The sequence below is a fragment of the Pseudomonas sp. WS 5021 genome, from assembly GCF_012985535.1.
In the GTDB taxonomy this organism is placed as follows: Bacteria; Pseudomonadota; Gammaproteobacteria; order Pseudomonadales; family Pseudomonadaceae; genus Aquipseudomonas.
In genome coordinates, this window is record NZ_JAAQWP010000003.1 from 336,867 (window position 1) to 351,555 (window position 14,689).

The 14,689-nt window shown below is 62.3% G+C and carries 13 protein-coding genes and 1 pseudogene; 8 read left to right on the top strand and 6 right to left on the bottom strand.

The genetic code is table 11. The features are described from left to right. The first annotated feature begins 57 nt into the window (after positions 1-57). A complete protein-coding gene (locus HBO19_RS11485; RefSeq protein WP_170042074.1) occupies positions 58-1,731 on the top strand; it encodes a bifunctional diguanylate cyclase/phosphodiesterase in 1,674 nt (557 codons plus the stop codon). 129 nt (positions 1,732-1,860) lie between these two features. On the opposite strand, the gene HBO19_RS11490 is transcribed toward HBO19_RS11485, so the two are convergent. Continuing rightward, positions 1,861-3,228 (bottom strand): NorM family multidrug efflux MATE transporter, encoded by a 1,368-nt coding sequence (locus tag HBO19_RS11490; RefSeq protein ID WP_169955396.1) that lies wholly within the window; start codon positions 3,226-3,228, stop codon positions 1,861-1,863. Between the two features lie 152 nt (positions 3,229-3,380). On the opposite strand from HBO19_RS11490, the gene HBO19_RS11495 reads away from it, so the two are divergent. Continuing rightward, positions 3,381-4,301: a LysR substrate-binding domain-containing protein gene (locus HBO19_RS11495; RefSeq protein WP_170057538.1), complete on the top strand. Its 921-nt coding sequence runs from the start codon at positions 3,381-3,383 to the stop codon at positions 4,299-4,301. A gap of 189 nt (positions 4,302-4,490) precedes the next feature. Then, positions 4,491-6,467 carry a methyl-accepting chemotaxis protein gene (locus tag HBO19_RS11500; protein ID WP_170057539.1) on the top strand — a complete coding sequence of 659 codons (1,977 nt, stop codon included), beginning with the start codon at positions 4,491-4,493 and terminating at the stop codon, positions 6,465-6,467. Positions 6,468-6,470: 3 nt separating this feature from the next. On the opposite strand, the gene HBO19_RS11505 is transcribed toward HBO19_RS11500, so the two are convergent. Continuing rightward, positions 6,471-7,385: an ABC transporter six-transmembrane domain-containing protein gene (locus tag HBO19_RS11505; protein ID WP_170042077.1), complete on the bottom strand. Its 915-nt coding sequence runs from the start codon at positions 7,383-7,385 to the stop codon at positions 6,471-6,473. A 113-nt stretch (positions 7,386-7,498) separates the two neighbouring features. Here HBO19_RS11505 and HBO19_RS11510 point away from each other — a divergent pair, with 113 nt between their 5' ends. Continuing rightward, entirely contained in the window at positions 7,499-8,074 is a 576-nt protein-coding gene (locus HBO19_RS11510; RefSeq protein ID WP_170057540.1) for a TetR family transcriptional regulator C-terminal domain-containing protein, read from the top strand. Positions 8,075-8,080: 6 nt separating this feature from the next. Here HBO19_RS11510 and HBO19_RS11515 read toward each other — a convergent pair whose 3' ends face one another. Both HBO19_RS11515 and HBO19_RS11520 read right to left on the bottom strand, forming a co-directional pair. After that, on the bottom strand, positions 8,081-9,577 hold the full coding sequence (locus HBO19_RS11515; RefSeq protein WP_169955391.1) for a YifB family Mg chelatase-like AAA ATPase: 1,497 nt from the start codon (positions 9,575-9,577) through the stop codon (positions 8,081-8,083). Between the two features lie 176 nt (positions 9,578-9,753). Next, positions 9,754-10,014 (bottom strand): accessory factor UbiK family protein, encoded by a 261-nt coding sequence (locus tag HBO19_RS11520; protein ID WP_057444205.1) that lies wholly within the window; start codon positions 10,012-10,014, stop codon positions 9,754-9,756. Positions 10,015-10,434: 420 nt separating this feature from the next. Here HBO19_RS11520 and glnK point away from each other — a divergent pair, with 420 nt between their 5' ends. The 4 genes and pseudogenes from glnK (at position 10,435) to sutA (ending at position 12,985) form a co-directional block, all read left to right on the top strand. Continuing rightward, the gene (glnK, locus tag HBO19_RS11525; RefSeq protein ID WP_002555808.1) at positions 10,435-10,773 is read left to right on the top strand and encodes a P-II family nitrogen regulator; all 339 of its coding nucleotides are present in this window, start codon (positions 10,435-10,437) and stop codon (positions 10,771-10,773) included. Between the two features lie 34 nt (positions 10,774-10,807). Beyond that, the gene (locus HBO19_RS11530) at positions 10,808-12,145 is read left to right on the top strand and encodes an ammonium transporter (protein WP_029289659.1); all 1,338 of its coding nucleotides are present in this window, start codon (positions 10,808-10,810) and stop codon (positions 12,143-12,145) included. Positions 12,146-12,396: 251 nt separating this feature from the next. Continuing rightward, positions 12,397-12,558 (top strand): annotated as a pseudogene (locus tag HBO19_RS11535) (YjbQ family protein); the annotation flags it as partial. 103 nt (positions 12,559-12,661) lie between these two features. Beyond that, entirely contained in the window at positions 12,662-12,985 is a 324-nt protein-coding gene (sutA, locus tag HBO19_RS11540; RefSeq protein WP_169955390.1) for a transcriptional regulator SutA, read from the top strand. 110 nt (positions 12,986-13,095) lie between these two features. Here the strand turns inward: sutA and HBO19_RS11545 are convergent, their stop codons facing one another. Together HBO19_RS11545 and xerC are read right to left on the bottom strand one after the other, a co-directional pair. Next, a complete protein-coding gene (locus tag HBO19_RS11545) occupies positions 13,096-13,791 on the bottom strand; it encodes an HAD-IA family hydrolase (protein ID WP_170057541.1) in 696 nt (231 codons plus the stop codon). Beyond that, positions 13,788-14,687: a tyrosine recombinase XerC gene (gene xerC / locus HBO19_RS11550; protein ID WP_170042082.1), complete on the bottom strand. Its 900-nt coding sequence runs from the start codon at positions 14,685-14,687 to the stop codon at positions 13,788-13,790. Before xerC ends, HBO19_RS11545 begins: the two co-directional genes overlap by 4 nt. Between the last annotated feature and the right edge of the window lie 2 nt (positions 14,688-14,689).

Consider the following 14,689-nt stretch of genomic DNA (forward strand, 5'->3'; position numbering starts at 1 on the left):
GGCTGCACGTCATAATGCCCGCCGCCAACGAAATTTTGCAAAGTCTAGGGAGCTAGCTTGTCTACGCCTGTCGAACCCTTGCGTTTGCTGCTACTGGCCGATGAGCCTGCGTGGGCAGCGTTGTTGCGCGAGTGCCTGACGCCGATGGGCGATGGGGCTGTGCTGATCAGTGCGCCAAACTGGGAGTCGGTGAGCAGCCTGTTCGACGACGACCGCACGGCTGTATTGCTGACCACCCCCAGCCTGCAACCCGGCCCTGGCCGCTGTAGCCTGCCCACCGTGTTGCTGCTGGAGCAGGAACCGCTGGTTGCGCCATTGGGCGCCAGCGACTGGTTGATCCGTGGTGCGTTTGACGTGGATACGCTGCGCCGCTGCCTGCGCCACGTGCGCGAGCGCGGCGTGCTGGAAAATACCCTGCAACGCCTGGCCGAACAGGATCCGCTGACCGGCATCGCCAACCGCCAGGGTTTCCAGACCCTGCTGGCCGCGCGCCTTGCCGAAAACGACGGGCGTGGCCTGGCCCTCGGCCATCTGGACCTGGACAACTTCCGCCACGCCAACGATGCCCTCGGCCACCAGGCGGGCGACCGGCTGATCCTGCAAGTGGTCTCGCGGCTCAAGAGCCAACTGGAAGTCGGCGACCAACTGGCACGCCTGGGCAGTGACGAATTCGCCTTGCTGATCGACACCCGCCGTGCGCCGCAGCGCGCCGAGTGGATGGCCGAGCGCATTACCGAGGCCATGGCGGAACCTTATTGGGTCGATGGCGAGAGCCTGCTGATCGGTTGCAGCCTGGGTGTGGCCCATGCCCGCGCCAAGGCCGGCGCCGACCCGTTGATGTGGCACGCGCATATCGCCATGCAGCAGGCCAAGAGCACCCAGGGCTGCACCTTTCATATCTTCAATGAACGCATCAACCGCAACGCCCGCAGCCTCGCGGACCTGGAAAGCGAACTGCGCCGGGCGCTGCGCCGTGACGAATTGGAACTGCATTACCAGCCGCGTCTGGACCTGGACGATGGGCATATCGTCGGCCTCGAAGCCCTGGTGCGCTGGCGCCATGGTGAGCGCGGGTTGTTGCCGCCTAGCGAGTTCGTGCCGCTGGCCGAGCAGAGCGGCCTGATCGTGCCGTTGGGCTACTGGGTGATTTCCCGGGCCCTGCGCGATATGCAGGACCTGCGCGAACGCGGCCTGCCGCCGCTGCACATGGCGGTCAACCTGTCGTTCCGTCAGTTCCAGGACAGCCAGTTGCTGTCGACCTTGAGCCGCTTGATTGCCGAGCGCGGGGTGGAGGCGCAGTGGCTGGAGTTCGAGCTGACCGAAACCGCCGTGATGCGCCGCAGCGACCTGGTCAAGCAGACCATGGATGCCCTGGGCCGCCTGGGGGTGCGTTTCTCCCTGGATGACTTTGGTACCGGTTTCTCGTCCTTCGTACACCTCAACAGCCTGCCGATTGCCTTGCTCAAGATCGACAAGAGCTTTGTCGGCGGCATGGAGGAACGCGAGGAAAACCGCAAGCTGGTGCATGCCATGATCAACCTGGCCCACAACCTCAACCTGGAAGTGGTGGCCGAAGGCGTGGAAACCCCCGAGCAACTGGCGTTGTTGCGCTTGTTTGGGTGCGACCAGGCCCAGGGTTACCTGATCAGCAAGCCGTTGCCGCTGGCGGAATTGGTGGAATACCTGACGTTTGGCAGCAGCCAGCAGGCGTTGTTGGGCGAGGTGATCTAGGCCGGTGCGGTCAAACCAATGATTGTAGGAGCTGGCTTGCCAGCGATAGCAGTCTGTCGGTCAACGATACTGTGACTGATACATCGCCATCGCTGGCAAGCCAGCTCCTACAGTGAACGCGTACCTTCTTCAGTTTGTCTGGGCAATCATCCGCCTCATCTTTCTTTCAAACGCCCACGTCAGGGTAATCGCCGCGCAGGCCAGCCCCAGCGCCAACCCCCACCACACCCCGGTCGGCCCCCAACCCAGGGTAAACGCCATCAACCAGGCCGCCGGTGCGCCAATCAACCAGTAACAGCCCAGGCCGACGAGGAAGGTCGTCTTGGCATCCTTCAGCCCGCGGATGCAGCCCATGGCGATGGTCTGCACACCGTCGAACAACTCGAACCACGCCGCCACGGCCAACAGGCTCACCGCCAGGCTGATCACCTGGGCGAAAGCCGGGTCGTCATGGTCGAGGAACAGGCCGATCAGCGGGTCTGAAAACAGCCAGAACACCATGGCAAACCCCAGCATCACCGTCGCGCCGAAGGCGATACCCACGCGCCCGGCGAGCCGTGCGCCGAGCAGGTGTCCGCCGCCGTAATGCAAGCCGATGCGCATGGTGACCGCATAGGACATGCCCGCCGGGACCATGAACGCCACCGAGACGATTTGCAGGGCAATCTGGTGGGCCGCCAACTGCGTACTGCCCATGGTGCCCATGCACAGCGCCGCGAAGGCGAACAAGCCGACTTCCACTGCATAGGTGCCGCCAATCGGCAGGCCCAGGCGCCACAGCTCGCGCAAGTAATGCAGGTTGGGCCGCAACAGGCCCTTGCCCAATGGGTAGGCGGCGTAGGCGCGGTTGTATTTGATGTACCACAACAGCGCCAGGGCCATGCAGTTGGCGACAATCGCCGTGACCAGGCCGATGCCCATCAGGCCCAGTTTGGGCAGGCCGAACATGCCTTCGATCAATGCATGGTTGAGCAGGTAGTTGATCACCGTGCCGCACAGGCTGATCACCATCACCGGGGTGGCTTTGCCGATGGCGCTGGTGAAGCCGCGCAGGGCCATGAACGTCAGGTAGCCGGGCAGGGCAAACGGCAGGATCATCAGGAACTGGCCGGCCGACTGCACGTTGGTCTCGGTCTGGCCGAACATCAGCAGCACCGGCTTGAGGTTCCACAGCAGCAGGCCCGCCACCAGGGCCATCAGCCAGGCCAGCCACAGGCCGGCCTGGGTCAGGCGGGTAGCGCCTTCGATATCACCGGCGCCCTGGCGAATGGCGACCAGGGTGCCCACGGCGGCAATCACGCCGATGCAAAAGATCGACACAAACGAATAGCTCGCTGCGCCGAGCCCACCGCCGGCCAGGGCTTCGGGGCTCAGGCGGGCCATCATCAGGGTGTCGGTCAGCACCATCAGCATGTGCGCCAGCTGTGAGGCAATCAACGGCCCTGACAACCGCAGAATGGCCCAGAGTTCGGTACGCGCCGGATGCTGCATGATCATCACGCTCAATATTTGCACAAAGGGTAGAAGGGTTGATTCTCGGCGCTCTCAGCGCTTTTCACAAAGGGATAAATGCGATCATTGGCATGATTAAAACTCATGCTAGGATGATTCTGGTAAGGTTTGCGGATCGTGCCGTCTGAGTTTTCCTCATGTCTCGTCGCCTTCCTCCGCTGTATGCCTTGCGTGCATTTGAAGCCGCCTCACGGCACAACTCCTTCACCCGTGCCGCCGAAGAACTGTCCATCACGCAAAGTGCGGTCAGCCGGCATATCCGCACCCTGGAGGAGCATTTCGCCTGTCGCCTGTTCCAGCGCAGCGGGCGCACCTTGCAGCTCACCGAATCGGCGCGCTTGCTGCTGCCGGGCGTGCGCGAGGGCTTCGCCGCCCTGGAGCGCGCCTGCCATACCTTGAATGCCGAAGATGACATCCTGCGCATGAAGGCCCCGTCGACCCTGACCATGCGCTGGTTGCTGGCACGCCTGAGTCGGTTCCGGCACTTGCAGCCGGGCAACGAGGTGCAGTTGACCAGTGCGTGGATGAGCATCGATGAGGTGGATTTCAACCAGGAGCCGTTCGACTGCGCGGTCCTACTGAGCGATGGGCACTTTCCCATAGATTGGGAGGCCAGTTACCTGTTCCCCGAACTGCTGATCCCGGTGGGCGCGCCGAACCTGCTCAACGATGGCCCCTGGGATGTGGAGCGCCTGGCCGGCGCTGAACTGCTGCACCCCACGCCGGACCGGCGTGATTGGCGCCGTTGGTTGCAACGCACCGGCCTGGCCTCTCGTGTCGCCATCAAGGGTGGGCAGGTGTTCGATACGCTGGAGTTGGGCATGATTGCCGCCGCTCGGGGCTATGGCGTGTCCATGGGGGATTTGCTGATGGTTGCCGAAGATGTGGCGCAGGGGCGCTTGAGCCTGCCCTGGCCTACTGCGGTGGCCAGCGGCGAAAGTTACTACCTGGTCTGGCCCAAGACCCGCCCCGGCGGCGAGCGCCTGCGCAGGCTCTCGGACTTCCTGCAAAGTGAGGTCCGGGCCATGACACTGCCGCCCGTGGAGCAGCTCGACTGAATCGATGCAGCGCGCGCAAACAATGCGTTTGAGTGATACCCCTGTAATTTGCTCAAGTATTGATCCAGGCCGCCGAAGTAGGTGTGTCGGAGCCGCCATTAGTTGCGGCTCAGCGTGCCCCCCAATCCAAGAAATTCGCCGATTAGCGCTATGAGATCAGGACGATCCGGGCCTCGGCCAGGAGCTGTCATGTCTCAACCCCGCGCCCGCATCGCTTCGCAGCTGGGCATTGCCTTGGCGGTCATATTGGCTGTCGTGATCAGCGCCAGCACCCTATTTGCCCTGCGCTCCCTGGATTCGGCCAACCTGCAAACCCGCGAAGAACACCTGGCCAGCGAAGCGCGCTTGCTCGCCGACCAACTCAATACCTTCCACAGCACCCTGCGCGAGAGCACCGAGCGTTTGAGCGGGTTGTTTGAGCAGCGCTTCGCCGCCGGGTTGCGCGTGCATCCCGAGCAGAAAGTGAACGTGGCCGGGGTACAGACCCCGAGCCTGTACCTGGGCGATCAGGTGTTGAACAACAACTTCGACGAGGTTGATGAGTTCAAGCAGATGTCCGGTGGCGTGGCTACGGTGTTCGTGCGCAGTGGCGAAGACTTTGTCCGCATCAGCACCTCCCTGACCAAACAGGACGGCAACCGTGCGATCGGCACCGTGCTGGATCGCCAGGGCCCGGCCTACCAGCGCCTGCTTGCCGGGCAGAGCTACATTGGCCGTGCGGTTCTGTTCGAGCGCTCCTACATGACCCAATACAGCCCGGTGCGCGATGCCAGCGGCCAGGTGATTGCTGTGTTGTTTATCGGTTTTGACTACACCGATGCGCAGAACGCCCAGTTCGCCAACCTCAAGCGTTTTCGCATTGGCCAGACCGGCTCGCTGGCGTTGCTGGACGAGCAAAAGCACTGGCTGGTGCCGCCCGCTGGTGTGCAAGCCCCGGAGCAGGCGGCTGTGCCGATTCTGGAGCTGGCGCAAAAGCCCGGCCAGGGGCGTTTCTGGAGTGACCAGGGCGAGGACTTCTACAGCGTTGCGGTGCCGTTTGACGGCGGCCCGTGGTCGGTGGTGGCGAGCATGCCCAAGGCCGAGATCCGGGCGGTGACCTGGGCCGTGGGTATCCGCCTGGTAATCGGCAGCGTGCTGGCGATGCTGTTGGCCGTGGGCGCGGCGGTCTGGCTGCTGCGCAGCAAACTCCAGCCCCTGGGTGACCTGGTGCGCCAGGCCGAAGCCCTGGGCGCCGGTGATTTGAGTGCGCGGCTGAATGTGTCCAGCCATGACGAGATCGGTCAACTGGCGCGCAGTTTCAACCAGATGGGTGAAGCTCTGTCGACCATGGTCTCCCACATCCGCGAGGCGGCCGAAGAGGTCAACAGCCGCGCCCAGGCGCTGTCGGGCCTGTCGGGCGGGGCCTATGAGGGCATGGAGCAGCAGTCCGGCGAGATCACCAGCATGGCCGGCGCGGTGGAAGAGTTCAGCGCCACCTCGTTGAACATTGCCGACAACATGGGCAATACCGAGCGCCTGGCCCAGGAAAATGCCCAGCAGACCCGCATCGGTCGCAACTCGATGCAGGAGGCGTCGTCGTCCCTGGAACATATCGCCACGGCACTCAACAGCACGGCCACGGTGATCAATACCCTGGGCCAACGCTCCCAGGAAATCGGCGGCATCGTCGGTGTGATCACCTCGATTGCCGATCAGACCAACCTGCTGGCGCTCAACGCCGCCATCGAGGCGGCGCGGGCCGGGGCGCAGGGGCGAGGGTTTGCCGTGGTCGCCGATGAAGTGCGCAACCTGGCCTCACGCACCCGCCAGGCCACCGATGAAATTTCCGGAATGATCCAGAGCATCCAGCAGGAAACCGGCAACGCCATCAGCACCATGGAACAGGGCAATGTGCTGATGCAGGAAGGCCTGTCGCGCAACGCCGACGTCGCGTCAGCCCTGGCGCGCATCGACGAACAAAGCCGTTCGGCGGGGCAGCAGTTCGCCGCGATTACCACCGCGACCCAGGAGCAAAGCAGCACCGCGACTTTGCTCAGCAGCAACCTGCAGAGCATTGCCCTGGCCAACAGTGAGCAGCGGGAAGTGGTGTCGAACCTGGCAGTTACCGCTAAGGAACTGGAGACTTTGGCGGCCGGCCTGCGCCATGAGGTGGATCGGTTTCGTTGAGGCTTAGTGGTCGCCGAGCCCTGGGTCCACGCGCTTGCCAATGTCCTTGAGCCGCGCCAGTTGGTCGACCATCCCTGGTGCTTCGTCGAGACTGCTGACGAAGGTCCACAGGTACGTCATCACCGCATAGACATGGCCGGCCTTGACCGCTGGCGACAAGGCCAGTTGGCTGATCGCTACGATGAACAGTAGCGCTGCCAGCGTGCCGAGAAACAGGTAGGCGGCGGCTTCGCGGTCCGACAGCCAGATACGCAGGCGTGACAGCAACTGGTAATGGCGTCGCAACGTCTGGGCGCCCACCTTTTCCACCAGGCCAATTTCTTTCTCCAGGCGGTTATTCAACCGTTCGTGCAACTGCTCGTTACGGCGGGCAAATCGCGGTAGCAGGATGATGCAAAGCAGCAATGCCGCAAAGCAGGCCAGGCCCACCCAAGGTTCAATCACCAGCAGCATCGCAGCTGCGCCAACGATGGAGACCAAGGCCGTTGCGATCACCGGCACATGTTTTTCGAAAAAATCGACAAAGTCCCGCGCCAGCACCACCCGTGCGGCTGCCTTGGACGTGCTGTGGTTCTGCAGACGCTGATTGAGAATCACAGGTACGGCAAGATCGGCGTAGATCCGCGTGAAAGTGCGGGTATCCAACGCCCGGCGTGCGGCGCCGACCACCCAGAACGCCATCACCACGGCCGCATAGAACAGCGCACTGCCGGCATCGCCGCGCAGGATCGAGTCCACGGCGAAACCGGCAAACAGGGGATAGGCCAGCAGCAACGCGTTCTCCAGCGCAACCAACGACAGCGTGCAGAACAGCTTGCCGGGATAAGCCTTGGCGATTGCCTTGAGGGTTTGGCTGGCCGATTGCTGGCCGATTTTCTTGCTTTCTTCGATCAGGATGTGTGGCGTTGTGGATGGCATGGGTGCACCAAAGGAGTAATAGGCGCTACTATTGAGCGACTGCTCAAGTATCCTTGAGCGATCGCTCAAAAAGCAAGCGCCGCTTATCTGGTGGCGCCCGTAAGGAATTGCCCATGTCGCGTATCGACCGTAAAGACCAGATCATCGCCGCTGCCTTGGAGCTGTTTCGCAGCAAGGGCTTTGCCGATGTATCCACCCGTGACTTGGCCGAACATGCCGGGCTGTCGCGCAGCCATGTCTATCACTACTTCAGCGACTGGAATGAATTGCGCCGCGAAGCCTTTGTGCGCTTTGCGAATGAGCAATTGGATGAAGTGCGCGAGCCCTTGGCCGATGCGCCACCACTGGAGGCGCTCGTAGGATTCTTGAGCGACTGCCTGCCCAGCACCGCCGATGCAGGCTGGGCGCTCTGGCTGGACGCCTGGGACGAGGCCATGCATGACGCGCAAATGGCCCAGGCTTACCTGGTGATCAATGCCCAATGGCAAGGCATGCTTGCCGAGGTGATCGAGCGGGGTGTCGCTGCCGGGGTCTTTCGCTGCAAGTCGCCCCAACGCGCTGCACGGCAGCTCTTCGCCCTGGCGATGGGCTACGCCGATGACCTGATGCTCAAGCCTTCCGCCGAGTCGTCAGAAGCGGTACTGGGTGAGGTGCTGGAAGTGGCGAGGCTGCTGCTGGATTTTTCCTGAACGCTGCTAGCCAACTGATGCCGGCCGGTACTGCAATGCCTCCGCCAAGTGATGGCGAGCGATGCCTTCCACTTGCTCAAGGTCTGCCAGGGTACGCGCGACCTTGAGCAGTCGGTGGGCTGCGCGCAGCGATAACGTCAGCCGCTCGCAAGCGCTCTCCAGCCAGCTTTCATCGGCGTTTACCAGTGCGCAGTGCTCGCGTAATCCCGCCAGGTCGAGGAAGGCATTCGCGCAACCCTGGCGCCCTTGCTGGCGCTCCCGGGCCTCGGCCACTTGGGCGGATGCCTTCGCCGTGTCATCACCGACCTTTTGGGAGGGGTTCAGCACGGTGGTTTCACGTGCCACGGTCAGGTGCAAATCAATCCGGTCCAGCAACGGCCCGGAGAGTTTGTTGCGGTAGCGCTGGATCTGCTCCGGCGTACACCGGCAACGTCCACTGGGCTCACCCATGTAACCGCAAGGGCAGGGGTTCATCGCCGCCACCAGTTGAAAGCGTGCCGGGAAGCTGACGCGGTCGCGTGCCCGGGAAATCACGATATGTCCCGATTCCAGCGGTTCGCGCAGCACCTCCAGCACCTTGCGATCAAATTCCGGCAGCTCATCGAGAAACAACACCCCGTGATGGGCCAGGGTGATTTCCCCAGGCTGCGGTTTCGAGCCGCCGCCCACCAGCGCCGGCCCGGACGCGGAATGGTGCGGCTGGCGAAAGGGCCGATGAGGCCAGTGGCTCAACGGCGCCAGGCTGACCACTGATTGGATCGCCGCCACTTCCAGCGCCTCCTGTTCGCTCAAGGGCGGTAGCAGGCCGGGCAGGCGGCTGGCAAGCAAGGTCTTTCCGGTGCCGGGTGGCCCGCTGAACAGCAAGTTGTGGGCACCCGCTGCCGCAATCAGCAGTGCGCGCTTGGCGGCCAGTTGGCCCTGCACCTCGCTCAGGTCCGGGTAAGGTTTGTTCAGGTACAGCAATCCGTCGGACGTGTAAGGCTCGATCGGCACCAGCCCATTCAGGTGCGCCACCACTTGCAGCAGATGATCCACCGCAATCACCTTCAACCCCGAGGCCAGGCATGCCTCCTCGGCATTGGCCCTGGGCACGATCACGCTGCGCCCGGCCTTGCGTGCGGCCAATGCGGCTGGCAACACACCTTTGACGGCACGCACTTCGCCAGACAGGGCCAGTTCGCCGAGGCACTCCACGCCATCCAACGCCTGTGCCGGCACCTGTACGCTGGCCGCGAGAATCCCCAGGGCAATCGCCAGATCAAAACGCCCGCCGTCCTTGGGCAGGTCGGCGGGCGCCAGGTTAAGGGTGATGCGGCGCGCGGGGTATTGCAGCGCACTGTTGAGAATGGCGCTGCGCACGCGGTCTTTGCTTTCCTTGACCGCAGTCTCCGGCAAGCCCACCAGGGTCAGGGACGGCAAGCCATTGGCCATATGCACTTCGACCGTGACGGCGGGGGCTTCGACGCCGATCTGGGCGCGGCTGTGGACGATGGCGAGGGACATGTTCGTTCCTTGAAGGGAGGGCCGCTTTGCGGTTTTTCAAGGGTAGACGAGAGAGGGGGAGGCGCCTTGCGCAGGTTTTACTGAACGTATCCGGGCGTTGAAATTGCAGGAGCCGGCTTGGTGTGTCAGGTAGACAGCCATCGCCGGCAAGCCGGCTCCTACAGGGGGCAGGGTGGTTATTCCTGGGGTGGATTCAACCGTGCTTCCAACTCTGCCACCTTCGCCTCCAGGCTCTCCAGGCGTGCTCGGGTGCGGGCCAGGACTACCATCTGGCTGTCGAATTCTTCCCGGCTGACCAGGTCCAGTTTGCTGAACCCGCTTTGCAGCAGTGCCTTGAACTGGCTTTCGATTTCATTGCGAGGCAGCGGGGTCTCGCCGCTGAACAGGCGAGAGGCGTGGCCGCTCAGGGCGTCGAGGAGGTCTTTGGGCGCGAGCATGGGAAACATTCCGGAAAACAGTTGGCCGGCAGTGTATCACGCAGCGCCTATAGTCTTTTCCCAGTGCTCTGCGCACGCTTTTCGCGCATTGGCCCGAATGCGGATGCACTGTTTTTGTGCGTATGTGGGCTGCTACACCGGCCCACTGCTCGGTGTGAGCGGGCAACGGATTGATTTCAGTGATTTTTACGGAGCTGGCAAGGTTTCTGCTTAGACGATCATGACCCATGCACTGATGCAGTCGCTGTGACGAATGCAGTGCGCTGACGGACCAGGGTACATGTTTCGTCACCAACGGTTAGCTGGCGTCGACAAGGCAATTGCCGAGGCGACGATGCGTTACAAAGCCAGGCACTGCGCTTAGACTTGAGACGGGTTTGTTTTCCTGGGGCAAGTCCACCAATTCGGGAGAGAGTTTTCATGAAGCTAGTCACTGCCATCATCAAGCCGTTCAAGTTGGACGATGTACGCGAGTCACTGTCCGAGATCGGCGTGCAGGGCATTACCGTCACTGAGGTCAAAGGCTTCGGTCGGCAGAAGGGTCATACCGAGCTGTATCGCGGCGCGGAATACGTAGTCGATTTCCTGCCGAAGGTGAAGATTGATGTCGCCATTGACGACAAGGATCTTGATCGGGTTATCGAGGCGATAACCAAGGCGGCCAACACCGGCAAGATCGGCGACGGCAAGATCTTCGTGGTCAATCTGGAACAGGCTATTCGCATCCGTACCGGCGAAACCGATACCGACGCAATCTAAGCCGCCAAACCCCAACGCCCCAGGAGAAAACAATATGACTCTGCGTAAATTCGCAGGGCTAGGAGCCCTGTTGTCCATCGTAATGCCCAGCCTGGCCATGGCGGCAGACGAAGTGGCGGCTCCAGTCCTCAATTCCGGCGACACTGCCTGGATGCTGACAGCCACCGCACTGGTGCTGTTCATGACCATCCCTGGCCTGGCGCTGTTCTACGGCGGCATGGTCCGCTCCAAAAACATTCTTTCTGTGATGATGCAGTGCTTCGCCATTACCGGTCTGATCAGCATCCTGTGGGTCGTCTACGGCTACAGCATTGCGTTCGACACCACGGGAATGGAGCAAGGCGTCGTCAACTTCAACTCGTTCTTCGGCGGCATGGGCAAGGCGTTCCTGGCGGGTGTCACACCGTCCAGCATCACTGGGCCTGCAGCGCTGTTCCCGGAAGCGGTGTTCATCACCTTCCAGATGACCTTCGCGATCATCACCCCGGCGCTGATCGTCGGTGCGTTTGCCGAGCGTATGAAGTTCTCCGCCATGCTGCTGTTCATGGCCATCTGGTTCACCCTGGTCTATGCGCCGATCGCGCACATGGTCTGGAGCGGCAACGGCGGCCTGATGTGGGACTGGGGCGTGCTGGACTTCGCTGGCGGCACCGTGGTGCACATCAACGCCGGTGTGGCTGGCCTGGTGGCGTGCATCGTGCTCGGCAAGCGTAAAGGCTACCCGACTACGCCGATGGCCCCGCATAACCTGGGCTACACCCTGATCGGCGCGGCGATGCTGTGGATCGGTTGGTTCGGCTTCAACGCCGGCTCTGCTGCTGCGGCCAACGGCACGGCGGGCATGGCGATGCTGGTGACCCAGATCGCTACCGCGGCTGCGGCGCTGGGCTGGATGTTCGCCGAGTGGATTACCCACGGCAAACCAAGCGCCCTGGGCATCGCCTCGGGTGTGGTCGCCGGCCTGGTGGCCGTCACCCCGGCCGCAGGTACCGTAGGCCCAATGGGCGCCCTGGTGATCGGCCTGGCGTCTGGCGTGATCTGCTTCTTCTGCGCCACCAGCCTCAAGCGCAAGCTGGGCTACGATGACTCCCTGGATGCCTTCGGCGTGCACGGTGTTGGCGGAATTGTCGGGGCGATCCTCACCGGTGTATTCGCGGCGCCGATCCTGGGTGGCTTCGGCACGGTGACCGATATTGCCGCGCAGGTCTGGATCCAGGCCAAGGGCGTAGGCTTTACCGTGATCTACACCGGTATCGTGACCTTTGTGATTCTCAAGGTGCTGGACTTGACCATCGGCCTGCGTGTGACCGAAGAGGAAGAGGCCGTTGGCCTGGACCTGGCGGAACACAACGAACGTGGCTACAACTTGTAAGAACCTATGAAAAAAACATGCCCGGCTTGCCGGGCATTTTTTTGTCTGGTATTTGCCTGTGGTGAAAGCGTGTGAGAATTTTTGTGTCGAGTTTGTGATCGGATCCACACGGTACTTTTCAGTGTGCGAATGTCTTACAGGCATGTAGGCGTATTCGGCACTTTGTTTTTTCCCAGAGCGCGCTAGAATGCGCGCCGATGGGCGCAGAACTGTATACATCGGCAGACCCTGATTACCCTGCGGGCCAAGCCCCGGGTCATTTCAAGGGCAGCCTTTCGGCTCGCCAACTGAGTTTGCCGGTCACGGCCGGCCATTTGGCAATGGGCACATGGCAAGGCGTTTATCTGGGCGAGCAGCGTGATCATGGCGGTGCTCGTAACGTCCTCGGCACCTTGCACGGTGACGGGGCATAAGCCACTGGTTATCCGGTGGACGTTGATTTTTTTCCGGTAGCCTTCGACAGATGGTGAAGCTGGGCTATAACTAATCTGCTTTTCGCAAGTCATGAGGTAGAACATGAGCGACGATGATCTGGAAAACGACGACCTCGAAGTAGGTGACGACGAAACCGAAGAAGGTCTTGAGGCGGCTGCCGAAGACGTAGCTGACGACGACGGCGGCGATGACGCGCCGGCCCCGACCGCCAAGGGCAAGGCCAAGGCTGCTGTGTCGGTTGATGAGTTGCCGAGCGTTGAAGCCAAGAACAAAGAGCGCGATGCGCTGGCCCGCGCGATGGAAGAATTCCTCGCCAAGGGCGGCAAAGTGCAGGAAGTCGAGGCCAACGTGGTGGCAGACCCACCGAAGAAGCCGGACAACAAGTACGGCAGTCGGCCTATCTGAGGCCGGTTACTTGCTTGCTGAAAAAGCCCGCCGTCGCTGCGGGCTTTTTCATGCCTGAGACAAATGGCCAGTGCCGCAAACCCATGTGGGAGCTGGCTTGTCGGGTCGCGTTATTTCCAGCTGTGGAGCAGCGAAGGCAGCTCGCTCAAGCTGCGAATCTGCGCATCCGGCAATTTCTCGCCTTCCCAAACCTTGCCCGCCGGGTTGAACCACACCGCCCGTAACCCCGCCTGCTGCGCCCCGGCGATGTCGTCGCCCGGATGGTCGCCAATATGTACCGCCGCACTGGCATCCACCCCACCTTGCTGCAACGCTTCCTGAAACAAGCGCGCATCCGGCTTGGCGATGCCGATATCTTCGGCCCTCAGGGCAAAGTGGAAGTAATCCGCCAGGCCCACGCGCTGGACATCGGCATTGCCATTGGTGATCACCCCCAGCAGGAAGTGCTGGCGCAGGGCTTGCAACATCGGCTCAGCTTCCGGGAAGACCGTGAGCTGGTGCCGCGCATGAATAAACGCTTCAAAACACACATCGGCCATTTCCGTGGCCTGCGGCTGTGGATAACCGGCCTCTTCAAAGGCGTGCATCAGCACCCGGTGGCGCAGGATGCTGATCCGGTGCTTGAGTTCGGGATGACGTTGCAGTACGTGCTGGCGCAGGCTGGCGAAATGCTCCAGGGGCAGGTCGCCGACCTTGGACGCATGGGTCGCCAGCCAGTGGCGCATCGACGCTTCGGCGCTGATGATGACGGGGACGTTGTCCCACAGGGTATCGTCCAGATCGAAGGTGATTAGCTTGATGCTCATGAGTCGCCGCCTTTAACGCGTTTGGCCCGTGGATGGGCGCTGTCGTACACCGTCGCCAGGTGCTGGAAGTCCAGGTGGGTGTAGATCTGGGTGGTCTTGATATCCGAGTGGCCGAGCAGTTCCTGCACGGCGCGCAAGTCTTGTGATGACTCCAGCAGGTGACTGGCAAAGGAGTGGCGCAGCATGTGCGGATGCAGGTTCTGCCCCAGTTCCCGCTCGCCGGCGGCCTTGACCCGCAGCTGAATGGCCCGTGGCCCGAGGCGTCGGCCTTGCTGGCTGACAAACACCGCATCGTCCGGCGGGTTGGCCAGGGCTCGTAGGGGCAGCCATACCAGCAGGGCGTCGCGGGCTTTTTTGCCAATGGGCAGCACGCGGGTCTTGCTGCCTTTGCCGTGCACTTGCACCAGGCCATCGGCCAGGTCCAACTGCTCGAGGTTGAGGCTGGTCAGCTCCGACAGCCGCAGGCCCGAGGAATAGAACAGCTCCAGGATCGCCTGGTCGCGGTGCGCCAGGAAGTCATCCTCGACCGCGCCATCGAGCAATTGCAGGGTGCGGTCGGCATCCAGGGTTTTGGGCAGGCGGCGCTCACCCTTGGGCGGTGCCAGGCCGTTGGCCGGGTCGTGATCGCACAGGCCTTCGCGGTTGAGGTAGTGATACAGGCCACGCACCGCTGACAGCAGGCGCGCCAGGCTGCGGGAGGATTGGCCTTGCTGGTGCAGGCGCGCAACCAGGCTGCGCAGGCCCTGGATATCGAGGGCCTTCCAACTGCCGATCTGTTGTTTCTGGCAGAACGCCAGGACCTTGTTCAAGTCCCGCCGGTAGGCTTCCAGCGTATGGGGAGACACCTGGCGCTCGCTGCGCAGGTGAGCGCAGTAGGCGTCCAGTTGTCGTTCCATGG

Coding starts and splice junctions, on each gene's coding strand:
- HBO19_RS11490 (WP_169955396.1), bottom strand. CDS start 3,228: ATGATCATGCAGCATCCGGCGCGTACCGAACTCTGGGCCATTCTGCGG.
- HBO19_RS11495 (WP_170057538.1), top strand. CDS start 3,381: ATGTCTCGTCGCCTTCCTCCGCTGTATGCCTTGCGTGCATTTGAAGCC.
- HBO19_RS11500 (WP_170057539.1), top strand. CDS start 4,491: ATGTCTCAACCCCGCGCCCGCATCGCTTCGCAGCTGGGCATTGCCTTG.
- HBO19_RS11505 (WP_170042077.1), bottom strand. CDS start 7,385: ATGCCATCCACAACGCCACACATCCTGATCGAAGAAAGCAAGAAAATC.
- HBO19_RS11510 (WP_170057540.1), top strand. CDS start 7,499: ATGTCGCGTATCGACCGTAAAGACCAGATCATCGCCGCTGCCTTGGAG.
- HBO19_RS11515 (WP_169955391.1), bottom strand. CDS start 9,577: ATGTCCCTCGCCATCGTCCACAGCCGCGCCCAGATCGGCGTCGAAGCC.
- HBO19_RS11520 (WP_057444205.1), bottom strand. CDS start 10,014: ATGCTCGCGCCCAAAGACCTCCTCGACGCCCTGAGCGGCCACGCCTCT.
- glnK (WP_002555808.1), top strand. CDS start 10,435: ATGAAGCTAGTCACTGCCATCATCAAGCCGTTCAAGTTGGACGATGTA.
- HBO19_RS11530 (WP_029289659.1), top strand. CDS start 10,808: ATGACTCTGCGTAAATTCGCAGGGCTAGGAGCCCTGTTGTCCATCGTA.
- sutA (WP_169955390.1), top strand. CDS start 12,662: ATGAGCGACGATGATCTGGAAAACGACGACCTCGAAGTAGGTGACGAC.
- HBO19_RS11545 (WP_170057541.1), bottom strand. CDS start 13,791: ATGAGCATCAAGCTAATCACCTTCGATCTGGACGATACCCTGTGGGAC.
- xerC (WP_170042082.1), bottom strand. CDS start 14,687: ATGGAACGACAACTGGACGCCTACTGCGCTCACCTGCGCAGCGAGCGC.